The sequence below is a fragment of the Chengkuizengella marina genome, from assembly GCF_009910845.1.
Classification (GTDB): domain Bacteria; phylum Bacillota; class Bacilli; order Paenibacillales; family KCTC-33759; genus Chengkuizengella; species Chengkuizengella marina.
In genome coordinates this window covers 103,855-126,802 of record NZ_SIJB01000027.1, presented here as the reverse complement: position 1 = coordinate 126,802, position 22,948 = coordinate 103,855, and the positions used below count along the sequence as shown (strand labels likewise).

Sequence of the window (22,948 nt, the reverse complement as noted above, 5' to 3'; positions counted from 1 at the left end):
ACTGATATTATTTGAAAAAATTCATAATATTCCAAGATCTGTACATACCATTTTTTTGAATTAAAGAATTCTTTTTGGGAAGAAAAAAGTTACCTCCATGCGTATTTTATTGAGCAAGGGAATGTTTTGGAATTACTACCAACAATTAATAAAGTGTTATCCTGTATGACAAAGTTATGAAGCGGCTACAATACCATTGAATTGAAGAACCTTATTTAGATCCGACATATTAATATAGAAAAATTTTCTATTCCATAATGACTTAGGGTCCATGCTTCACTTCACTTTTGTGAGTTTGCTTTTAAAGGAGGCAGGTTCAATGGATATTTGGGGGATTACAATAAGAACAACCTTAATTTATATAGTCGTAGTCATCGTTATGAGAATCATGGGAAAGAGGGAAATTGGGAAATTATCTGTCATTGACTTAGTAGTATCCATCATGATTGCAGAAATAGCTGTCATAGTTATTGAAGATACGGATAGACCCATGTTAGAAGGTATCTTACCTATGATTATTTTATTGATGATTCAAATACTAACTGCCTTCATTAGTTTGAAAAGTGAAAAATTAAGGCAATGGTTAGATGGGACTCCCAGTATGATTATAAAAAATGGAAGATTAAATCGAAAAGCGATGAAAAATCAAAGATATAATCTTGATGATTTATTGTTACAGTTACGTCACAAAAACATTACGGATATGAGAGATGTTGAGTTTGCCATATTAGAAACAAATGGAAATTTGAGTGTTATTAAAAAAGAGAATCTTAATTCCAACAAAGATCATACTGTAAATATTAGATATGAAGGTTTGCCGGTTCCATTAATTATGGACGGTAAGGTGCAGGATGATCATCTAGAAAAAATAAATAAAACAAGGTTTTGGCTTAAAAATAAACTTCAGGAGCAAGGGGTTTTTGATTTCAAAGAAGTCTTCTTTTGCAGTATTAATCATCGTAATGAATTGTTTGTTGACAGAAAGGAAAAAGATGAATAACTAACTTATTTTGAAAAATATTTGCCAATCCAAGGGATTCTTACTAAATCATACCGGTCTATGAGTTTCAACCAAATAATAACTAACAGATAAGTGAGAATGCTCAATGTACAAGTCAATAAAAATTGGGCTAGATTTGATTCAATCCACGGCTGTTGCACCATAATTAAAATCATAATACTCATTGCGAAACCACCTACACCTACTTTTATAAAATCTAAAAATTTCATATAAAATTTTAAATAATTCATCACACTTCTTAAATGAAGTAAAGTAACTAACATGATATTTATACTAATGGCAATAAGTGCTCCCAAAATACCCATTTCTAATTTAGCTGCCAAGACATATATCAGGGTTAATTTTATTGAAGCACCAATAAAGGTATTTAATAATGCAGTGCCAGCTTTGTTTAATGCCTGTAATGTAGCTTGTAATGGAGCTTGAAAATATATAAATATAGCTGCAGGAGCCATCATTTTAAGCATGGCACCGACCTCATTATTTTCACCGTATAAGAAGGCGCATAAAGGATCTGCTAGAAAATACATGATAATGATAAAAGGAGCACCTGTGACTAACGCAAGCCTTAAAGATTGATGTAATCTTTTATGTATGGTTTTCATGTCACCTTTCGCAGCGGCCTCAGAAAGTGATGGGACAAGAGAGACTGAAAGTGAATAGGTAAGTGCACTGGGAAGCAATAGGATAGGAATAACCATCCCTTGTAACATTCCATATTGTGCAGTAGCAACTTTTGTAGCAATACCAGCGATAGCTAAACTTTGCACGATCATTATAGATTCTAGAAAATATGCTCCAGAGCCTACAAGTTTACTGGCAGTAACAGGTACAGAAATACGTACCATTGTTTTTAAATTAGCAAAATGATCTTTTTGATTTTTACTAAATTTGGTTTTATTATTTTCAAAAACATGGCTCCTTCTATTTTGACTATTTTTATATTTGACAAGTAAAATACACATCCCAGCTAACTCTCCAAGCACAACCCCAATCATAGCCGCTGCTGCTGCATATTCTACACCATAGGGTAAAACAATATAAGAAAATAAAAGCATTGTAATCGAACGAACGATGGTTTCAGTTATGGATGAGACTGCGGTAGGTATCATGTTATGCAGCCCTTGAAAATATCCTCGAAATACTGCAGAAATACTAACAAATAAAATAATTGGGCTCATCGATAAGAAAGTATAAAATACCCGTTCATCTGTAAGAAGGTTATTTGTAATCCATGGTGAGGCAATGAAACAAAATAATGTAAAAAATGTACTTAAAGTTATTGTTAAACAAAGAGAGACGAATAAAATACTTTTTGAGCGCTCTCTTTCTCCTTTAGATTCTGACTCAGCCACAAGTTTAGCAATGGCTAATGGAATACCGCCTGTTACAATTGTGATAATCACAATGAGAAAAGGATATCCCATTTGATATAAACCAATACCTTCGGCTCCAATAATTCTTGGTAACATAATTCTTGGAACAAATCCTAATATGCGATTTATCATCCCTGCTGCTAATAGAATCATAGTCCCTTTAATAAATGATTGCTTAGTCACAATGGATACCTTCTTCCTTCTTCATTATGTAATTTGGACAAAGTTATATATAATGGATATGCACAACATGTCCTAGCTCATGCAGAGAATATGATTTTGTGATGAAAAAGTTTTGTTTGGGAGGATTCAGGTGGGGTTTATCGAAATAATAACTTAAGCTTACAACTGGGGAGGAATGAATCAAATGGATAGAAAATTATGGGAAGCTGAAGATGAAGGAAATTTCATTATTGAAGATGATCTTAGTGAACAATCAAATTCTTTTCAATCTGAAATTAAAGAAGATTCATACAATAAGAATAAAGTACATGAGTTGGATGAGAATGAATTAAGTCAAACGATTGAGGAATTATGTTTAAGTAAAGCAGAAGAATTTAGAATGATAGGATACGATCATGTAACTGGTCATGAAATATGGGAATGCATTAGTAATAAATACAAAAAAGAAGGAATTCCTAATTTACATAAAATTGTAAATGATATCTTAACTTTAAAGGTAACCCATTTTATGAATTGGTTAACCATGAATGCATATAAAGATGTAAGATAGTGAATTCCATGGAGAATTGACTCAATAATTTGGGGTAGGTATAATAGGACTACTGAGTTTTGAAGGGAGAAATGGTAGTGGTACATACAAAAAGACTGATTGCTTTCATACTGATTGTAATCACCACAATTGTGGTCATGGTTTGGACGAGCCCGGGAATCGTAAATAATGTTAAACTTGGTTTAGATTTAAAAGGCGGTTTTGAAATATTGTATACAGCTGAACCGGTTGATGAATCTCAAGTTATGGATCAGGAGCTATTACGTGAGGCAGCTAGAAGTCTTCAGCTACGTGCAGATGCACAAGGAATTAGTGAACCTGAGATTTATCCTGAAGGTCAAGATCGAATTAGAGTGCGTTTAGCAGGGGTTGAAAATCAAGAAGAAGTAAGACAAATAATGAAAAAACCTGCTGAACTAACGTTCAGAAGTAATGATGGCTGTGAAGATCCATCTGAATTTTGTAAAGTAGAAATGAATGGAAGCGACTTTGTAGAAGGGGCAGCAAAGGTTGCATTTGAACAAACCACTAAGCAGCCTTATGTAACTATTGAGGTGAAGGATGCAGAGAAATTTAAATCCATTACTCAAAGGTTAAGTAGTTACAGCTATCCAAATAATATATTGGCGATATATTTAGACGACGAAGAGATTTCGACACCACGTGTAGGCGTAATAATTTCTAATGGTGTTGCACAGATTGAAGGTGCTTATACTTTTGATGAAGCTGAAGAATTAGCAGGTATAATTAACTTAGGTGCGTTACCTGTGAACTTAACAGAAAAATACACACAAAGTGTAGGAGCTTCCTTAGGGGAATTATCATTGCAGCAAACGATTACAGCAGGAATCATTGGTTTCGTTGTTATACTGATATTTATGCTTGGTTTTTATAGATTGCCAGGAATTATTGCTTGTGTTACATTAACCGTTTATACATGGATGTTATTGCTTGTCTTTTACTGGATGAATGCAACTTTAACATTACCTGGAATTGCTGCTTTTGTATTAGGAATTGGTATGGCAGTGGATGCCAATATCATTACATACGAAAGAATTAGAGAAGAAATTAGAAGTGGAAAGAGTATCTTGTCATCTTTAAGAGCAGGTTCTAGAAATTCATTACGTACGATAATGGATGCAAACATTACAACGATATTAGCTGGATTAGTTTTATATTATATCGGAACTGGGTCGATACAAGGTTTTGCATTGACTCTGATTTTAAGTATTTTGGTTAGTATTATAACAAATGTATTCTTCTCCAGACTGCTTTTACATCTATTAATTCGTGCCAACATTGCTAAAAAGCCGGTTTATTACGGTGTAAAGGAGGCAGATATCAGTGAACTTTAGAGACTTTGATTTTGTGAAGAATAGAAAAAAGTTTTTTAGTATTTCTATTACTATTACGTTATTAGGGCTTTTAGCTCTACTTATATTTAATTTAAATTATGGAGTTGATTTCAAATCAGGTACAACGTTAGATGTACTTTTGGGTGACAACTCCACTACAAAAGAAAAAGCAGAGCAGATCATACAAGAAGCTGGATTAGAGGCTTCGACAATTACAGTTGCAGGAGACTCGAATAATCGAGTGAATTTCCGTTTTGAAGAAGTATTGGAAGAAAATGAGAGGATTGAAATCATTTCTGGGTTCCAAATGGAATATGGGGAAGATCAGATATCGTACGAAGAAAACACAGTGGATGCTGAAATTGCTAAAGAATTAGGTTTAAAGGCGATTTATGCTGTAGCCATTGCAAGTATTGGAATTATTATATATGTTAGTATTCGTTTTGAATGGAGGTTTGCACTCACTGCAGTTGTAGCCTTACTTCATGATGCTTTCATTGTCATCAGTATTTTTTCAATTTTTCAATTGGAAGTCAATTTACCTTTTGTCGCTGCAATTTTGACGATTATTGGTTACTCCATCAATGATACGATTGTTATTTTTGACCGTATTCGTGAAAACTTACAGAAGTTTAAAATCAAAAACTTTAATGATTTGTCAAGTATGGTAAACACTAGTATTAGACAAACTTTAACAAGGTCAATTAATACGGCATTAACGGTTGTATTTGCAGCCATATGTTTATTTATTTTTGGAAGTGAGTCCATTAAGTTATTTTCTCTTGCCATGTTAATCGGCTTAATTAGTGGGGCATATTCCTCTATTTTTATTGCAAGTCAGTTATGGTTAATTCTAAAAAGTAAGTCCCTTAAAAAGAAAAAAGCGGAAGTATTGAACTCTTAAATATAATTTCAAATGTGATTTATTAATTCGAGGAGTGAACTCATTGTCTGTAGATCGACGATTTAATAAAGCTGAATTTGCAGCTTGGGTTGGAATCGTAGGGAATTTAATCTTAGTCATCGTTAAAGGTACGATTGGTATAACAGCAAATAGTAAAGCATTAATTGCGGATGCAGTTCATTCTGCATCCGATATTGCAGGTTCTTTCGCCGTCTTAGTTGGATTAAAAGCTGCAAAATTACCACCTGATAAAGACCATCCATATGGACATGGCAAAGCGGAGCCTATCGCTGCGATTATAGTTTCACTTTTATTAATTTTAGTTAGCATTGAAGTTGGTATTAGCGCAGTGAAATCCATTTATAATGGAGTTGAGACAGCTCCAGCAACGTATGCAATATATGCCATACTATTTTCCATTTTATTAAAAGAGTTGATGTTTCAATATAAATATCGTTTAGGAAAAAAGCTTTCTAGTCAGGCATTGATTGCAAATGCATGGGAGCATCGTTCAGACGTATTTTCATCCATTGCTGTTTTAATCGGAATATCAGGAGCTCTTATCGGTGATTATTTTAATTACTCGTGGATGTATTATTTAGATCCAATTGCTGGGATTTTTGTTGCTATTTTAGTATTTATTATGGGATACAGATTGATAAAAGAATCCATACATAATACAATGGACCATGTGCTTCATCAAGAAGATACAGAGGGATTACACAAAACAATCGAAGCTGTACCTGGTGTACTTGCTATTAATGAACTTAGAGCAAGAGAACATGGTTATTATGTTATTGTTGATGTGAAACTCAGTGTAAATCCAAAAATATCTGTTCTTGATGGTCACAAAATAGGTAAAATGGTAAAGAAAAGGCTGATAAAGCAACATAGTAATGTATCAGATGTGTTTGTACATGTGAATCCTTATGATCCTGGGTACCCTTACAAAAATAATGTGGATTCTGATCCAAACGGTTTCTCAAACATATTACATTAATAGTGTAATTTTATTTGTAATGTAATGATACCCTATACAATTGTTAGGAGAATAACATGCTTCAATCAAAGTCTAAATGGATATTACCAGAAGATACAAATCAAGAATTAATTGATCAGCTAAGCTCAGATTTAGCTATTCCACTGCTTATAGCAAAACTACTTGTTGTGAGAGGAATTCAAAGTAAACAACAAGCAGAAAACTTTTTAAAAACAGATAATCAAATGTTTCATGATCCCTTTTTAATGACTGGGATGAAAGAAACAACGGCAAGAATAAAAAAAGCAATTCAAGCAGGCGAAAAGATTAGAATCTATGGTGATTATGATGCCGATGGAGTGAGTAGTACAACTTTAATGTACTTTTTACTTTCAAAATTGAATGCTGACTTTGATTACTATATACCTGATCGATTCAGTGAGGGGTATGGGTTAAATGTGGAGGCTATTCAAAAGGCCCACAAAGAAGGTATATCTCTAGTTATTACAGTAGATAACGGAATAAGTGCAGTGGATCAAATTCACTACGCAAATGAACTGGGGTTGGATGTGCTTGTTACAGATCATCATGAACCTCCTGAAATATTACCTGATGCTCTTGCGATTATTAACCCAAAAATATCTCATTGCCAATACCCATTTAAACAATTGGCTGGTGTAGGTGTGGCTTTAAAATTAGGGCATGCTTTGCTTGGACATATACCTGATGAATTTTTAGAAATAGCTTCAATTGGTACCGTAGCTGATTTAATGCCATTAGCAGATGAGAATCGTTTAATCGTAAAACTTGGTATAGAAAAAATGAAAAATACATCTATTGTTGGATTAAGAGCATTATTAGATGTTGCAGAGGTAGATTCGTCAAATCTATCTAGTATGCACATCGGTTTTGCACTTGGTCCTCGAATTAATGCAGGCGGCAGATTACAGCACGCTGAGGACGTTGTAAAGCTTTTAACGGCTAGTAGTGAAGATGAAGCACAGAATTTAGCATATGAGTTAGATATTTTAAATAAAGAACGCCAATCATTAGTAAATCAAATAACAGCTGAAGCACTAAATAAAATAGAAAAAACACTGGAATCTAATTCTCAAAATGTTATTGTAGTGGCAAATGAGGGATGGAATATCGGTGTAATTGGTATTGTTGCCTCTAAAATATTAGAAAAATACTATCGACCTGTTATAGTACTTCATGTTGATAAAGAAACAGGTATAGCAAAAGGATCTGCACGTTCGATTGCTGGATTTAATATATATAAAGCTTTATCTAGTTGTGAACCATTGTTAGATCATTTTGGCGGACATGAAGCAGCAGCTGGTTTGTCCATGCAAGAAAAAAATATATTACAATTAAGGACTCAACTGAATGAATTAGCGGTGAACTGGTTGACAGAGGAAGATTTTATACCTGAGATTCAAGCTGATATAGAAAGTGAATTACAAGAGATTACAATTCCATTAATCGAAAAAATGGAGTCTATGTTTGCACCATATGGATCAGGTAATCCATCTCCAAATTTAGTTTTAAAAGATTTACACATTCTTCAAAAAAATAGACTTGGCAAAGAAAAGCAACACTTAAAGTTAGTTTTATCTCAAGTGTTTAACGAAGTTAGTTGTTCAATGGAAGCTATAGGATTTGGAAAAGGAGATTTGGATCAATATATATCTACGGAAGCAAAAGTAGATGTAATTGGAGAATTATCTATTAATGAATGGAATGGAATGAGAAAACCGCAATTATTTATAAAAGATATCCGTATCCCAAATCGTCAAGTTTTTGATTGGAGAAATCATCAAGTTGATAAATTTACGAAGAGCATCCGGCAATTAAAAAGTAAGGACAATGTGCAGCTGGCCGTATTGTTAGATACTGAAGATCACATAGCAGATTTTGATGAGCATATGCAAGCTGCGGAGTTCTTTTATACTTTAAATGATGATGGAAATTTAGTTCAGTTAAAAAGTAATTTAACAAGGTTGAATACAAATATTCAGGTGACAGATTTTGTTGTATATTCTATCCCAAATCAAATTCATTTAATTGAATCTGTGTTCAAAAAATATCAATCTATTCAACGAATATATGTAGTTCATAAAAATAGAAATAATAGTGCCTTAAAAGGACTGCCATCAAGAGAAGCTTTTAAAAATATATATGTTTCGTTACTAAATAAAAATAGTTGGGAGATTAATGACCGGCTATTCTTGGAAAATTTAAGCAAACGTTCAAGTTTATCAAAAGATATGATACAATTTATGATTGGTGTATTTGAAGAATTATCTTTCATTCGAAAGGAAGGTGCTTCCTATCGTTGTTTAAAATCACCACAAAAAAGTAGTCTTGACTCATCCAGTTTATACAAACAAAGGTGGCATCAGTCTGAAATCGAAAAAATTTTTGAATACTCTACAACTTATGAAATGACACAGTGGATTTTAAATCAAATACAAACGTGAGTGAACAATTTAGGAGGAAGTAAAATGGATTTTAAAGAACATGTTCGAGTGATTGAGAATTTTCCTCAGGAAGGCATTCGTTTTAAAGACATAACTACAATATTAAAAAATGGTCAAGTATATCATCAAGTGATTGATTCTATAAGAGACATGGTAAAACATCTTGAAATTGATTTAATAGCAGGTCCAGAAGCACGTGGCTTTGTAGTAGGCGCACCATTGGCGTATGCAATGGGAGTTGGTTTTATACCGATAAGAAAAAGTGGTAAATTACCTGGTGAAACGATTGAAGCAAATTATAGTTTAGAATATGGTAATGATAAGTTAGCTATGCACAATGATGCTATACAACCCGGCCAAAAGGTTTTAATCGCTGACGATTTATTGGCTACAGGTGGGACTATTGCCACTTCCATCGATTTAGTGGAACAATTGGGGGGAAAAGTGGTTGGTGCAGCGTTTATGATAGAACTGACTTATTTAAATGGAAAAGATAAATTAAAAGATATTGATATGTTCTCTTTGATGCAATATTAATATGAATGCCCCAAAAAGTGAACTGTATACTTAAAGTTTCCCAGTTCATGGATGAACTGGTGCAAAAAATAGAACCCGTCCAAAATTAGCACTATAATATTGGACGGGTTTTTAATTATATGTTTTCTAATTAGAATTAATCTGTTTCCTCTTTATCTTGTTCCAAAAGGTCAATAATTTTCTTGTATTCTTCTTCAGCTGTTTCAGAAGAAATGAGATGCTGCTTAGCTAGCTCTTCAACAGCCTCATATTCAGCATACAGAGATTTTTTTCTTGCGCTGACCAGTTGATCTTCTTGTAATCTTGGGAATTTGTTATATAGGTTTTCAAGCTCTTTATGCAATTTATTTAATTTTTTTTGATAATCATCATCTAACTTATTAAAGATCAGTGGAGAAATAGTTGCTTCATCTTTCATTTCTTCTATGGCTCTTCTTCCAGCTGTTGCTTGATGGATTTCAGATAGTGTTTTTTCATAGGAGAGGCTGCTTTCTTTTGTTTTTGTTACTCCTAAAACATTCACTAGTGGTTTTATTGTTAAACCTTGTACTACAAGTGAAAACAATACAACTCCAAAGGTGAGGACTAAGATGTCTTCTCGACCTGCAAAGGAAACAGGTAAACTCAAAGCTAGAGCGATGGATAATGAACCTTTCAAACCACCCCAGTTAAATACATGTTTCCATGCAAGTGGGATATGACGAGTGAAAGCCAGGCTTCCATAAATTGCAATACTTCTCCCAATTAAAACGATAAGAATGGCTAATAAAATCATCATCCATTTCTCTGTTATATCAATGTTGGCAATTTCTAAACCAACCATTAAAAAAACTAAAGAGTTGGCAATAAGCGCAAGTACATCCCAAAATGTTTTAATATTCAATTTTGTGGTAGGGCTCATTCCAATCTTTGCTCCGTAATTTCCAAACACAAGTCCAGCAGCAACAACGGAAATTACTCCAGAAAAATGGAAAATTTCTGCAATGAAAAATGAACTATAAAATAAAATCATAGAAAAAACAATTTCCAGTGGATAATCATCAAAGTAGCGAAGTATTTTTGAAAATAAATAGGCTAAGAGTAGACCAATGGCTAATCCTCCTAGTGAAGTTTTGAAAAACTCTATTAATCCTTGCCCCAGTTCTGTAAATCCAGCAAAAATAAATGTTGTCAAACTGATTTTAAATAGAACATAGGCTACACCATCGTTAATTAAACTCTCACCTTCAATAATCGTTGCTAACCGATGGTTTACCCCCATACTTTTAAAAATAGAAAGTACACTGACAGGGTCTGTTGCTGCCATAAGTGCTGCAAATATAAAGGCCACTTTTAGTTCCAATCCCAGTATATAAACGGCTAAAAATCCGATTACTGTATATGTAACTAATGTACCGAATAATGCCATAGCTAATATTGGCGTTTTATTTTCTCTCAGATGTGAAAAAGGCAATTTTAATGTAGCTTCCCCTAATAAAGTAGGTAAAAATATTGATACAATAACAAAAGTAAAAATCTCGTCTTCAACAATAAAACCTTTTAGTTCTTCTAATCCTGGAATATGTACCAAACCTAAAATAGCTCCCACAATAACTAAAGCAATAGGATAAGGAGCTTTTAATTTTTTTGCTAATGCAGTGATCCCTGCTGCAATAGCGAGCAATAGTAATACTAGTTCAAACTGATGTTCCATAATGCACCTCATTTTTAAAGTTAAGTCTAATGTTAAATTGGATTAAAATAAGTATTTCCAAAATTAACTTTTTCATATGAATTATATTTTACAAAAAAATTTAAAAATTGCCTACTATGCTTACAAAGATAATTCTCATATATCTATTATCCATATTTTGTAACCTATTTTTATTAAAGTATTAGTAAAACTTGTTCTTGTAATTATAACTATTTCTTATGAAACATAATGGAGAATAGTTGACGTAAGCAAGATTGAGAGGCATAATGATAGAAAATCCTTGAGAATAGGAAGGTAAGTTAATGGGCATCGAGCAATTAATTGAAAAGGCATCTGCATACTTAAAAGAACCTGATCTTGAACTGATTAAAGAAGCTTATAATCTTGCTGAAAAAGCTCATGAAGGACAAGTAAGAAAATCAGGCGAACCCTATATCCTTCATCCAATCGCTGTGGCAGATATAATGCTTAATATGCAAATGGATGTAATTTCGATCATTGCTGCTCTTTTACATGATGTTGTTGAAGATACAGATGTGACTTTAGAGCAATTGCGTGAACAGTTTGGTGATACTTGTGCAATGTTAGTAGATGGTGTGACGAAACTTGAAAAGATTAAGTTTAAATCAAGAGAAGAACATCAAAATGAAAATTATCGAAAAATGTTTGTTGCAATGGCTCAAGATCTGCGAGTTATTTTAATTAAACTAGCTGATAGATTGCATAATATGCGTACATTAAAATTCCAAAAGGAAGAAAATCAAAGAAGAATCGCACATGAAACTTTAGAAATATTTTGTCCGATTGCTCATCGATTAGGAATGTCCGCAATAAAATGGGAGATGGAAGACATTTCCTTACGTTATTTAAATCCACAGCAGTATTATCGCATCGTAAATTTAATGCAGAAAAAAAGAGCAGAACGTGAGAAATATATAGATGATGTGATTCAAAATATTAAACAAAAACTAAAAGATATGGGGATTGAGGCTGATATTTCAGGACGTCCTAAACATATATATAGCATTTATAAAAAAATGAAAAGTCAAAGTAAGCAATTTAATGAAATTTATGATTTATTAGCAATACGCGTTATTGTAAATAACATTAAGGATTGTTACGCTTCTTTGGGAATCATACACACTCTTTGGAAACCAATGCCAGGTAGGTTCAAAGATTATATTGCTATGCCCAAACCTAACATGTATCAATCTCTCCATACAACCTTAATTGGACCTAGTGGAGAACCGTTAGAGGTACAAATTAGAACTTGGGAAATGCACCAAACTTCTGAATTCGGGGTTGCAGCACATTGGGCTTATAAAGAAGGTACAATGGTTCCAAATGGAAGTTTTGAAGATAAGATGAACTGGTTTAGAGAAATATTAGATCTTCAAAATGAAGCGCAAAACGCAGAAGAATTTATGGAATCGCTAAAAATGGACTTTTTCTCTGATCTTGTTTATGTTTTTACTCCTAAAGGTGAGGTAATTGAGCTGCCTAGCGGTTCAGGACCTTTGGATTTTGCGTTTCGTATTCATACAGAAGTAGGTAATCGTACCATCGGGGCAAAGGTGAATGGAAGAATAGTACCATTAGATTATTCTTTGAAAACAGGAGATATTGTTGAAATACTTACTTCAAAACATTCATATGGACCAAGTCAAGATTGGATTAAGATAGTTAAATCATCACAAGCTAAAACTAAAATAAAGCAGTGGTTTAAAAAGGAAAAAAGAGATGAAAGTATTGAAAAAGGCAAGGAAAGTATAGAACGAGAAATAAAACGATTAGGATTTGATCCTACCGAAGTGATGACTGAAACAGAGTTAAATGAAGTGTTACCTAAATTCAGCTTTAACAGTATTGAAGACATGTATTCTGCTGTTGGATTTGGGGGGATTACTGCTGCACAAATTTGCACAAGACTAACTGAAAAGCTACGTAAAGAGCAAGAGGAAGAAAAAGCAGTAAGTGAAATACAGGAAAGCAAACCTGATCCAGTTAAAAAGAGCAGACAAGCACATGGGGTAAGTGTAAAAGGGATTGATAATTTATTAATTCGCTTCGCAAGATGTTGTAACCCAGTTCCAGGTGACAAGATTATAGGATACATTACAAGAGGAAGAGGTGTATCTGTACACCGTGCTGATTGTAACAATATTCCTACCGGAAATGATGAGGAATCCCATCGTTTAATTGAAGTAGAGTGGGAATCTGAAGTAGAAGCAAACTATAACGTTGAAATTGAAATTACGGGTCATGATCGTAGAGGATTTTTAAATGAAGTATTACAAGCTGTATCTGAAACGAAAACGGTTATTTCCGCTGTATCAGGAAGAGCAGATCGTAACAAAGTTTCAATCATTCATATGACAATATTAATTCGAAGCAAAGAACACTTACACAGCATAGTTGAAAAAATTAAAAGAGTGAAGGATGTTTACTCTGTTCAAAGAATTATGCAGTAAACTCGTTTAAGCAATGCATATGCATCGAAATTCTGATGGGGATTTTACTCTATCTGACTTAAAAACTCATCTATAGGTGCGAATTTTCATATTCATACTGGATGATAAATGGATTTTACAAACCTGATACAATGTAAAACCTATTCCGTCAACTTCTATTTCAACAGAATTGACGGATTTTTCATCTATTTTTCTGTAATGATTAACTTAAACAAGTGGGAGTGAAGTAAGCAATGAGAGTTGTTGTACAACGAAGTAAAGAAGCGAAGGTAACTGTAAATGGAGAAATGTGTGGAATGATTGATAAGGGTTTAATGCTTCTTGTTGGTATAAATCATGATGACACGGAGGAAGATGCCCGATTTCTAGCTGAAAAAATCAGTCATTTAAGAATTTTTGAAGATGAACATGGGAAAATGAATCTTTCTGTGAAGGATGTTTCGGGCCAAATCTTATCCATTTCACAATTCACCTTATATGGTGATTGTAGAAAAGGTAGAAGACCTAATTTTATGAATGCAGCACGCCCTGAATATGCTAATAAAATATATGAACGATTTAATGAAATATTAAGAGAGCAGGGGTTAATAGTCGAAACAGGTAAGTTTGGTGAAATGATGGATGTTTCTTTTACAAATTGGGGGCCAGTAACTTTAATTGTAGAGAGTCCAAATCCTACCTTGTGATAGCGAACATTTAAATTGGACAGAATAGATGTAATATGATCGTTAAACAGAATAAGAGAACAACCTTTGGTATAAAAGCTAAGTTTTTATCTCTTATCAATAAAAAAGGTGGTCATTTCATTATGCATCAGTCCAAAAAAGAAAAATATATGTTGGATATAGCTAATCGTTTGCTACAACATACAATTCATGAAACAAAAATTAATCATCAAAATGATATCAATCTTAAAAAAAGAGCAAGCGAATATGGCGATATAAATCTCAAAAATACTTTCCGTTAAAATCAGTTGTGATACCAACAACTATCATGATTTAAGTTAACATTGACCCCTTTCTTGATGTTGGTTAAACTTGAATAGCTGGAGATTTAAAAACTTCAAAAAGCTTAATTTCATAAAGGGGAAAAACAATGGTAATTAACATAAATGGAGTGGATTCAACATTTCATCGCTCTGTAGAAAACATTATTCGATTATTTTTTGAAGAGATTAATATTACGTTTTCACAAATAACAAAAGCAGATTTATATGTTGATATAAATATGAATAATGAGCAAGAAGACACAAAGATAACCGTATTACTTCAAGATCAGAATCAAAATAAAAACTTTGAATCTAATATTATAAAAAAACTAGATAAAGGAATTACCGAATCACAAAAACGTAAAACATTAAAACACTTAATTAACCAACCATTATTAGATGTATTTGAGCAATGTACTGGTTTGAATCAGCCATGGGGTATATTAACGGGTATACGTCCAACAAAATTACTTCACCAAAAATTAAAGACAGGTAGTTCAAAAGAACAAGCACATTTGGAACTAAAAGAACAGTATAAAATTCATGATCAAAAGATTAAATTAATGCAAACCATTGTGGATAGACAAAAAACAATGGTCCCTGATTTATACAATCTTCGTTCAGAAGTTAGCATTTATGTTGGGATACCTTTTTGTCCTACAAAATGTGCTTATTGTACATTCCCTGCTTATGCAATAAATGGAAAACAAGGTTCTGTTGATTCATTTTTAGGGGGATTACATTATGAAATGAAGCAAATTGGAACTTGGTTAAAGGAAAATAATATAAAAATTACAACCGTTTATTTTGGCGGGGGGACACCTACAAGTATTACAGCAGATGAAATGGATATGTTATACGAGGAAATGGCGATGTCCTTTCCATACGTAGATCAAATTAGAGAAATTACTGTAGAAGCAGGTCGTCCAGATACAATTACAATAGAAAAACTTGAAGTATTGAAAAAGTGGAATATAGACCGCATCAGTATCAATCCTCAATCCTATACTCAAGAAACTTTAAAAGCGATTGGACGTCACCATACAGTGGAAGAAACAATAAATAAATTCCATTTAGCTAGAGAAATGGGAATGAATAATATTAATATGGATTTGATTATTGGTTTACCAGGTGAAGGGCTAAAAGAATTTAATCATACTTTAGATGAAACTAAAAAGTTAATGCCGGAATCATTAACAATTCATACCCTTTCTTTTAAACGTGCGTCAGAAATGACACAAAATAAAAACAAGTACAAAGTAGCAGATCGATATGAAGTTACAGAAATGATGAACAGAGGTAATGAATGGACTAAGTTGAACGGTTTTGTACCATATTATTTATATCGCCAAAAGAACATTTTAGGAAATCTAGAAAATGTAGGGTATGCTCATCCAGGTCAAGAAAGCATTTATAATATTATGATTATGGAGGAACTACAAACGATCATAGGTATAGGCTGTGGGGCTTCAAGTAAATGGGTAGATCCTTCAACAGGTAAGATATCTCGATTTGCAAACCCTAAAGAACCAAAAGCCTATAATGAACATTACAAAAAATATACAGAAGTTAAAATTAAAACTTTAAATGAACTATTTTTAAGAAAATAACATTCAATTAAAACGCTTACATTTTTGTAACATAATTGTAATCTGTTTTAAACTTTATTTTAATATTGCTTCCCTATAATAATAGATGACCCCCTTTTTAATATATAAAATTAATGTTTTAGACCTGTAGTTTACGTAGCTACAGGTATTTCTTTTTTTAAAAAGGTATTTTTAACAACAAATAAGACCATGAACTAGCAGTTTCATGATGGTCTTATTTGTTGTTTATTTGATTAGATCTTCGAGAGTATGCATTATTTGATGACTTCTAAGTAACTATTTTTTGTGGGAGACCGAAGGCAGGAACAAGCTTAGATGGATGGAGTTTACTACTCAGTCCAAAAAACTCACAAAAATTCATAATTAACGGATTCCATTTTTCTGGATCGATATAATTTTTTTCTCCCTCTACTAATAGGTAATCTTCTACATGTACTCGTTGTATACTTACCTCAATTGCAACTAATGAGCTGTTAGGATCATGAATTGGGTTCACACATTCTACAACAGCTTCAAGTTGGACAGGACATTCAGCAACACGAGGAGGCTTTATCAAAGTGGAATGGATTTGATGCAATCCTGCTATTTCAAATTTGTTTGGCTCATAACGATATCCCATTTTTTCTTTATATTTAGGCACAGGAGTTTTCCCCGTAAGCAATGCAAGTTGATCAACAGCCCTAACTAGATCTGCTGATGGAAGGTTTAGAACACATTCACGTTCCCGTTCTAAATTTTGTACGGTTTTCGAAAATTTACTCATTCCCAACATACAGGACTGACCAAGCCACCAAGCAGATGATATTGGTGCTAAATTAGGTGTACCATCCTCGTTTAATGTGCTTATAAGTACAACAGGTGTACCGAAATAAAGAATTTTAGGTTCAATAATTTTATGCATAATCAGTGTTCCTTTCGTTTTTTAACATGGATTTTATACATTTATCTTATCGTATGGAGTTCTTTAAATTCTTTCAAATTATTGCGTGGTAATTTTGAAGTATGTATTTGAGCAGACTACCTTTTATTTTTTCATAGATTTCTTGTGATCTTTAACACGAACATATAAGATAGTAATTAGAAAAAATCAATTTATATACATTTTTTTTTTTGAAATAGTAATAGATTTTAATAAACCAAAGAGGTGTAGATTATGGAAGAAATAAGAAAATGTAAATATGATGAATTAGATGATGTGATAGAACTATCCACTTTTGCATTTCAATACGAAGCAAACTCAGAAGAAAGGGCAGGAATTCGTTCAAAATTAAAACCTGAACATATTTGGGGTTACTTTAACAATGATCAGTTAATTTCTATGGTCAGTTTATTGCCACTTCAAGTTTTTATACATAATCAAGTTTTTTCAATGGGTGGAGTTGCTGGTGTTGCTTCTTGGCCTGAATATCGTAGAAAAGGTCTGGTGAAGCAGTTATTAGAAAAAACATTATTAGAAATGAAAGAGAAAAATATGACAGTTTCAATGCTAGCTCCTTTTTCTTTTGCATTTTATAGAAAATATGGATGGGAAACTTTAAGTGAATACAAAAAATATACAATACCTATTTCACAATTTCCGAAAGTAGAAACTACTATAGGTACTATCAAAAGATTTAAAAATATACAGGATTGTTGGCCATTATTAAACGAAATTTATGAACAATATACTTCTGGGTTTAATGGAATGTTAAAAAGAGATGAGACATGGTGGTTTAATCGAGTTTTTGGAGAAACGCAAACTATCCAAGTCTATTATAATGAATCTGGGAAACCTGAAGGGTATTTATTATATAAAGTAAAAGACCGTGAAATGAAAGTGAAAGAAATGGTTTTTTTAAATGAATCTGTTCGCAAACAACTTTGGAGGTTGATTAATCAACATGATTCAATGATTGATAATGTTCAATTGATTGCTCCATCTAATGATCCACTTACCGCAATTTTAGATAATCCAACGTTTAAACAAGAATTAATTACCTACTTTATGATGCGCATCGTTGATGTTGAGCAATTTCTTATAGCCTATCCATTTTATGCTTCAGGAGCAAAACAGGAGTTTATGATTACTGTGAAAGATGAATTTGCTGAATGGAATGATGGATTGTTTGAAATAGAAATAGATGAAAATGGAAAAGCTAGAGTGAATAAAGTATCTTTTTGTGCTCAACATGAAATGGTAGATCACTCTATTCACTGTTCTATTCAAACATTAAGCAGTTTGTTATCAGGTTATCAGAGTGTAGAGACTTTATTTAAGCTTGAAAAGATCAAGGGACCAAAGGAAAAAATAAATGAATTGCAATTTTTGATCCCTAAAAAAACAACCTATTTTATGGATTTTTTCTAAACCTTTGTTTATCACTTTACTGTATTGCTTGACATTAAGACTTAACCATATTAAAATCATTGTTAATGTTAAATTTGAATATGTTAAATGATTCTATGAAGGGACAAAGTAATTCAGAGCTTCATACTTAGAGAGGGATGTCATTGGCTGTAAACATCCTTATGAAACTGAATGAAGAGACCTCCCTGAGAACTTACAGTGAAGAGGAATTAATTACAATTAGTTTCCTTTGTAACTGTGTGGCGTATACGGGCGTTAACCGATAAGTGTAGGATATGATATTTATCCTAAATGTGGGTGGTACCACGGGTGTTTATTGTTGTTTCAATCTCTCGTCCCTGATAATAAGATCAGGGACGAGAGATTTTTATTTTCCATTGATAAATAATATGTTAATCGTGTTTGCACCTATTCGTTCCACTAATTTTAATGATTACATCTAAGTTCATCCTCGTCCTTGAGGATAACGATGCATCAGAACATCCTGTTCTGTAAAGTCACATAAAGATACAAATCACTTTATAAAATTTTATTTATCATTGATTTGAAGGTTTAGTAAGGTTTCAATTGAGCTAAGGGAGGTAATAAAAATGAGATATCAAAAACCAAAAGGAACTCAGGATTTCATCCCTGGTATTGTAGAGAAATGGCAGTATGTTGAGAAAAAAGCCAGAGATTGGTGCCATCGTTTCAATTATAAAGAAATCCGTACACCTATTTTTGAACAAACAGAGTTGTTTATTCGTAGTGTTGGAGAAACAACTGATGTTGTAGAAAAGGAAATGTATACTTTTAAAGACAAAGGCGATCGTAATATGACCTTGAGACCTGAAGGTACAGCAGGGGTTGTTCGAGCTTATATTGAAAACAAACTATATGGTGAACCTGATATACAAAAACTGTATTATATCGGTCCAAAGTTTCGGTATGAGCAACCGCAAAGTGGTCGGTTTCGCCAGTTTCATCAGTTTGGAGTAGAGGTTTTTGGCTCCATTGATCCAGCCATTGATGCTGAAGTGATATCACTGGGTTATAGCTTTTTTAAAGATTTAGGATTGCAAGGTGTGAAGGTGGAATTAAATTCGATTGGGAATCAACAGAGCCGAACTAACTATCGTGGAAAGTTGCAAGAATTCCTTACTCCTGTGAAAGAACAGCTATGTAAAGATTGTCAGTCTAGATTCGAAAGAAATCCTTTAAGAATCCTTGATTGTAAGAAGGATCAACAATATTTTGATGGTGCCCCCTCTATTTTAGACAGTTTAGATGAGGAAAGTATGATCCACTTTGATAAGGTGCAAAAGTATCTTGCAGAGATGGATATAAAGTTTGAAATCAATCCAAGAATGGTACGGGGATTAGATTACTATACAGATACTGTGTTTGAATATAAAGCTGAGGGCATTGGAGCTATTGATACGATTGCTGCTGGTGGTCGATATAATGGTCTTGTTGAACAAATTGGAGGGCAGGATCAACCTGGTGTTGGTTTTGGAATTGGTTTGGAAAGAGTATTACTTATTTTAGATCATCAAAACGTTCAAATCCCTGAAGAAAATCTTTTAGATGTGTATTTAGTTGGATTAGGAGAACAAGCAGAAGAAAAATGTGTAAAGGTTTTATATGAGTTAAGGCAGGCAGGCATTAAGGCTGAAAAAGATTATTTAGGTAAAAAAATGAAAGCCCAATTAAAATCAGCTGATCGTCAAAAAGTGAAATATGCTGCTATTCTAGGTGATGAAGAATTAGAACGAGGTGAAATTGTTCTAAAAATATTAGAATCACGAGAGCAAAAAACGATTGCACTAGAAAATTTTGTAGAAGAAATGTTAAAAATAACAAAAGGGGGAAACATGTAAAATGATGCTAAAAACACATCAATGTGGATCTTTGACAAAAGCAAATGTAGGAGATACTGTCATATTAAACGGATGGGTTCAAAGAAGAAGAGACTTAGGGGGCGTTTTGTTTATTGATCTACGAGATCGCTCAGGAATTATGCAAGTTGTATTTAACCCAGATTTTTCAGGAGAAGCACTTCAAACAGGAGATAAGGCTAGAAATGAGTTTGTTTTAGCAGTGAAAGGGAAGGTTGTAGAAAGAGATGAAGAAACGTTAAATCCGAATCTTCCAACTGGTGAAATTGAAGTACAAGTTTCTGAAATAGAAATCTTAAACGAAGCAAAAAATCCACCATTTTTTATTGAAGACGGAATTGATGTGGATGAAGTTTTACGATTGAAATATCGCTATTTAGATTTACGCAGACCAGAAATGCAAAAAACATTAAAACTTCGTTCTAAAGCGGCTAAGATTTTCCGTGATTTTCTAGATGAAAAAGATTTTTTAGAAATAGAAACGCCAATTTTGACAAAAAGTACACCTGAAGGTGCTCGTGATTATTTGGTTCCAAGTCGTGTACAAGATGGAAAGTTCTTTGCACTTCCACAATCTCCACAGTTATTTAAGCAGATGTTAATGGTTGGAGGAGTTGAGCGTTATTATCAGATTGCTCGTTGTTTCCGTGATGAAGATTTAAGAGCGGATCGTCAACCAGAATTTACGCAGGTGGACATTGAAACTTCATTCCTATCAGAAGAGCAGTTGCAGGACATGATGGAAGAACTGATGGTACGTTTATTTAAACAATTAAAAGATGTTGAAATTGCACGACCTTTTCAACGTTTAACCTATGCTGAAGCGATGGATAAGTACGGTTCAGATAAACCAGATCTTCGTTTTGGTTTAGAATTAGTGGATTTATCAGATTTAGTTGTCAATTCTGGCGTGAAAGTATTTGCAAGCGTAGTAGCTAAAGGAGGACAAGTAAAAGCTCTTAATGCAAAAGGTTGCGGTACATGGAGTCGTAAAGAAATTGATGACTTAGCACCTTATGCTGCTCGTTATGGAGCAAAGGGACTTGCTTGGATTCAAGTGAAAAATGGAGAGATGAAGGGACCTATCGTTAAGTTTTTCAGCGAAGAGGAGTTAGCAGCATTAAAGGAAAGATTACAAGCTGAAGATGGTGATTTGCTTTTATTCTCTGCAGATTCGAAAAAAGTAGTTGCCGATGTGTTAGGAAACTTACGCTTGAAAATAGGGAAAGATTTAGGATTAATTGATGAATCACAATTTAAATTTTCTTGGGTCGTTGATTTTCCACTAGTAGAATACGCTGAAGAAGAAAAACGTTTTGTAGCATTACATCATCCGTTTACACGTCCAAAAGAAGAAGATATACATCTTTTTGATACAGAGCCAGGAGAGATTCGTGCACAAGCTTATGATCTTGTTTTAAATGGGTATGAAGTTGGTGGTGGCTCTATGCGTATTTATCAAAAAGAGATTCAGGAAAAAATGTTTAGTGCATTAGGATTTTCCAAAGAAGAGTCTCAAGAGCAATTCGGTTTCTTATTAGATGCTTTTGAATATGGGACACCTCCACATGGGGGAATAGCTTTTGGTTTTGACCGTTTAATCATGTTGTTAGCTGGTAGTTCTAATCTCCGAGAAACAATAGCATTTCCAAAAACTGCAAGCTCAGCAGATTTATTAAGTGATGCTCCTTCTGAAGTAGGTCAACATCAGTTAGATGATTTATCCATTCGTCTTGCAATCAAACAAGAGGCTGGCAATAACTAGAAAGGAAGATAACTATGCTTCACCAGTTTTCAAGAAATGAATTAGCCATTGGTAAAAAAGGGCTAGAAATAATGAAAAATAGTACGGTAGCGGTATTAGGTATTGGTGGTGTTGGTTCTTTTGCAGCTGAAGCACTTGCTCGTTCGGGTATTGGTCGAATCATCTTAGTTGATAAGGACGTTGTGGATATTACCAATATAAATCGGCAAATTCATGCTTTAACAACGACGGTTGGACAGTCTAAAGCGGAGCTGATGAAAGAGCGGATTGGATTAATAAATCCTGAATGTGATGTGATTGCTTTAAATATGTTTTACACTGAAGAAACATATGAGTCCTTTTTTGAAACACCCTTAGATTATGTTGTAGATGCATCAGATACAATTTCTTACAAAATACATCTTATTAAACAATGTTTACAAAGAAAAATTAAAGTAATTTCAAGTATGGGTGCAGCAAATAAAATGGATCCTACTCAGTTTGAAGTCGCGGATATTTCTAAAACTTCAATGGATCCGATCGCTAGGGTCATACGTCAAAAACTTAGAAAAGATAGAATTTACAAAGGTGTAAAAGTTGTATATTCAAAGGAACCACCTATTGTTCCTTTGGAAGAGGTAACAGATGAAATTGTTCCTGAAAATGCACCAGAAATTCGTAAAGCGAAACATCCACCTTCAAGCAACGCTTTTGTACCTTCCGTTTCAGGTCTAATTATGGCAAGTGAAGTTGTTAAGGATTTATTGGTTGCAAATGATTTGAAAGTACAGCGGAAGTATTGAATATAGTTTAATATGACTGAGTCAATA

General features: G+C 33.4%; 18 protein-coding genes and 1 other annotated feature. Of the genes, 15 read left to right on the top strand and 3 right to left on the bottom strand.

The genetic code is table 11. The features are described from left to right. Window positions 1-319 precede the first annotated feature (319 nt). Complete coding sequence (locus ERL59_RS12460; protein ID WP_160646549.1) at window positions 320-1,000, top strand: DUF421 domain-containing protein; 681 nt, start codon at window positions 320-322, stop codon at window positions 998-1,000. A gap of 5 nt (window positions 1,001-1,005) precedes the next feature. Here ERL59_RS12460 and spoVB read toward each other — a convergent pair whose 3' ends face one another. Continuing rightward, entirely contained in the window at window positions 1,006-2,580 is a 1,575-nt protein-coding gene (gene spoVB / locus ERL59_RS12455) for a stage V sporulation protein B (RefSeq protein ID WP_160646548.1), read from the bottom strand. A gap of 184 nt (window positions 2,581-2,764) precedes the next feature. Between spoVB and ERL59_RS21435 the strand changes: the two genes are divergently transcribed. From ERL59_RS21435 to ERL59_RS12425, 6 genes are all read left to right on the top strand, one after another. Next, window positions 2,765-3,130 carry a post-transcriptional regulator gene (locus tag ERL59_RS21435; protein ID WP_201763549.1) on the top strand — a complete coding sequence of 122 codons (366 nt, stop codon included), beginning with the start codon at window positions 2,765-2,767 and terminating at the stop codon, window positions 3,128-3,130. A gap of 137 nt (window positions 3,131-3,267) precedes the next feature. Further along, window positions 3,268-4,485, top strand: a complete 1,218-nt coding sequence (secD, locus tag ERL59_RS12445) for a protein translocase subunit SecD (RefSeq protein ID WP_201763555.1) — start codon at window positions 3,268-3,270, stop codon at window positions 4,483-4,485. After that, window positions 4,475-5,389 (top strand): protein translocase subunit SecF, encoded by a 915-nt coding sequence (gene secF, locus ERL59_RS12440; protein WP_160646546.1) that lies wholly within the window; start codon window positions 4,475-4,477, stop codon window positions 5,387-5,389. The genes secD and secF overlap by 11 nt, the downstream gene beginning before the upstream one ends. Window positions 5,390-5,432: 43 nt before the next feature. Next, complete coding sequence (locus ERL59_RS12435) at window positions 5,433-6,389, top strand: cation diffusion facilitator family transporter (protein ID WP_160646545.1); 957 nt, start codon at window positions 5,433-5,435, stop codon at window positions 6,387-6,389. A 56-nt stretch (window positions 6,390-6,445) separates the two neighbouring features. Further along, window positions 6,446-8,851, top strand: a complete 2,406-nt coding sequence (gene recJ / locus ERL59_RS12430) for a single-stranded-DNA-specific exonuclease RecJ (RefSeq protein WP_160646544.1) — start codon at window positions 6,446-6,448, stop codon at window positions 8,849-8,851. A gap of 24 nt (window positions 8,852-8,875) precedes the next feature. After that, window positions 8,876-9,388 carry an adenine phosphoribosyltransferase gene (locus tag ERL59_RS12425; RefSeq protein ID WP_160646543.1) on the top strand — a complete coding sequence of 171 codons (513 nt, stop codon included), beginning with the start codon at window positions 8,876-8,878 and terminating at the stop codon, window positions 9,386-9,388. 136 nt (window positions 9,389-9,524) lie between these two features. On the opposite strand, the gene ERL59_RS12420 is transcribed toward ERL59_RS12425, so the two are convergent. Beyond that, window positions 9,525-11,081, bottom strand: a complete 1,557-nt coding sequence (locus ERL59_RS12420) for a Na+/H+ antiporter (protein WP_160646542.1) — start codon at window positions 11,079-11,081, stop codon at window positions 9,525-9,527. 302 nt (window positions 11,082-11,383) lie between these two features. Here ERL59_RS12420 and ERL59_RS12415 point away from each other — a divergent pair, with 302 nt between their 5' ends. From ERL59_RS12415 to ERL59_RS12400, 4 genes are all read left to right on the top strand, one after another. Beyond that, window positions 11,384-13,552 (top strand): RelA/SpoT family protein, encoded by a 2,169-nt coding sequence (locus tag ERL59_RS12415; protein WP_160646541.1) that lies wholly within the window; start codon window positions 11,384-11,386, stop codon window positions 13,550-13,552. Between the two features lie 233 nt (window positions 13,553-13,785). Next, window positions 13,786-14,238 (top strand): D-aminoacyl-tRNA deacylase, encoded by a 453-nt coding sequence (gene dtd / locus ERL59_RS12410; protein WP_160646540.1) that lies wholly within the window; start codon window positions 13,786-13,788, stop codon window positions 14,236-14,238. Between the two features lie 35 nt (window positions 14,239-14,273). Continuing rightward, the gene (locus tag ERL59_RS12405; protein ID WP_160646539.1) at window positions 14,274-14,519 is read left to right on the top strand and encodes a hypothetical protein; all 246 of its coding nucleotides are present in this window, start codon (window positions 14,274-14,276) and stop codon (window positions 14,517-14,519) included. A gap of 128 nt (window positions 14,520-14,647) precedes the next feature. Beyond that, window positions 14,648-16,150 (top strand): coproporphyrinogen III oxidase, encoded by a 1,503-nt coding sequence (locus tag ERL59_RS12400; protein WP_160646538.1) that lies wholly within the window; start codon window positions 14,648-14,650, stop codon window positions 16,148-16,150. A gap of 268 nt (window positions 16,151-16,418) precedes the next feature. Here the strand turns inward: ERL59_RS12400 and ERL59_RS12395 are convergent, their stop codons facing one another. Next, a complete protein-coding gene (locus ERL59_RS12395) occupies window positions 16,419-17,051 on the bottom strand; it encodes a flavin reductase family protein (protein ID WP_160646537.1) in 633 nt (210 codons plus the stop codon). Window positions 17,052-17,303: 252 nt separating this feature from the next. Here ERL59_RS12395 and ERL59_RS12390 point away from each other — a divergent pair, with 252 nt between their 5' ends. The 4 genes from ERL59_RS12390 (at window position 17,304) to ERL59_RS12375 (ending at window position 22,921) form a co-directional block, all read left to right on the top strand. After that, window positions 17,304-18,497, top strand: coding sequence for a GNAT family N-acetyltransferase (locus ERL59_RS12390; protein WP_160646536.1), 1,194 nt, complete (start codon window positions 17,304-17,306; stop codon window positions 18,495-18,497). Window positions 18,498-18,583: 86 nt separating this feature from the next. Next, window positions 18,584-18,840, top strand: a binding site (T-box leader). A gap of 247 nt (window positions 18,841-19,087) precedes the next feature. Further along, window positions 19,088-20,356: a histidine--tRNA ligase gene (gene hisS / locus ERL59_RS12385; RefSeq protein WP_160646535.1), complete on the top strand. Its 1,269-nt coding sequence runs from the start codon at window positions 19,088-19,090 to the stop codon at window positions 20,354-20,356. Window position 20,357: 1 nt separating this feature from the next. Beyond that, the gene (gene aspS, locus ERL59_RS12380; protein WP_160646534.1) at window positions 20,358-22,139 is read left to right on the top strand and encodes an aspartate--tRNA ligase; all 1,782 of its coding nucleotides are present in this window, start codon (window positions 20,358-20,360) and stop codon (window positions 22,137-22,139) included. Between the two features lie 14 nt (window positions 22,140-22,153). Beyond that, window positions 22,154-22,921 (top strand): tRNA threonylcarbamoyladenosine dehydratase, encoded by a 768-nt coding sequence (locus ERL59_RS12375; RefSeq protein WP_160646533.1) that lies wholly within the window; start codon window positions 22,154-22,156, stop codon window positions 22,919-22,921. The last annotated feature ends 27 nt before the right edge of the window (window positions 22,922-22,948 follow it).

Bases quoted from the DNA above. Each gene is read 5' to 3' on its own strand.
- recJ (WP_160646544.1), top strand. From the start codon at position 6,446: ATGCTTCAATCAAAGTCTAAATGGATATTACCAGAAGATACAAATCAA.
- ERL59_RS21435 (WP_201763549.1), top strand. From the start codon at position 2,765: ATGGATAGAAAATTATGGGAAGCTGAAGATGAAGGAAATTTCATTATT.
- ERL59_RS12375 (WP_160646533.1), top strand. From the start codon at position 22,154: ATGCTTCACCAGTTTTCAAGAAATGAATTAGCCATTGGTAAAAAAGGG.
- ERL59_RS12390 (WP_160646536.1), top strand. From the start codon at position 17,304: ATGGAAGAAATAAGAAAATGTAAATATGATGAATTAGATGATGTGATA.
- ERL59_RS12395 (WP_160646537.1), bottom strand. From the start codon at position 17,051: ATGCATAAAATTATTGAACCTAAAATTCTTTATTTCGGTACACCTGTT.
- ERL59_RS12460 (WP_160646549.1), top strand. From the start codon at position 320: ATGGATATTTGGGGGATTACAATAAGAACAACCTTAATTTATATAGTC.
- ERL59_RS12405 (WP_160646539.1), top strand. From the start codon at position 14,274: ATGATCGTTAAACAGAATAAGAGAACAACCTTTGGTATAAAAGCTAAG.
- ERL59_RS12415 (WP_160646541.1), top strand. From the start codon at position 11,384: ATGGGCATCGAGCAATTAATTGAAAAGGCATCTGCATACTTAAAAGAA.
- ERL59_RS12420 (WP_160646542.1), bottom strand. From the start codon at position 11,081: ATGGAACATCAGTTTGAACTAGTATTACTATTGCTCGCTATTGCAGCA.
- aspS (WP_160646534.1), top strand. From the start codon at position 20,358: ATGATGCTAAAAACACATCAATGTGGATCTTTGACAAAAGCAAATGTA.
- secD (WP_201763555.1), top strand. From the start codon at position 3,268: ATGGTTTGGACGAGCCCGGGAATCGTAAATAATGTTAAACTTGGTTTA.
- dtd (WP_160646540.1), top strand. From the start codon at position 13,786: ATGAGAGTTGTTGTACAACGAAGTAAAGAAGCGAAGGTAACTGTAAAT.
- ERL59_RS12400 (WP_160646538.1), top strand. From the start codon at position 14,648: ATGGTAATTAACATAAATGGAGTGGATTCAACATTTCATCGCTCTGTA.
- ERL59_RS12425 (WP_160646543.1), top strand. From the start codon at position 8,876: ATGGATTTTAAAGAACATGTTCGAGTGATTGAGAATTTTCCTCAGGAA.
- hisS (WP_160646535.1), top strand. From the start codon at position 19,088: ATGAGATATCAAAAACCAAAAGGAACTCAGGATTTCATCCCTGGTATT.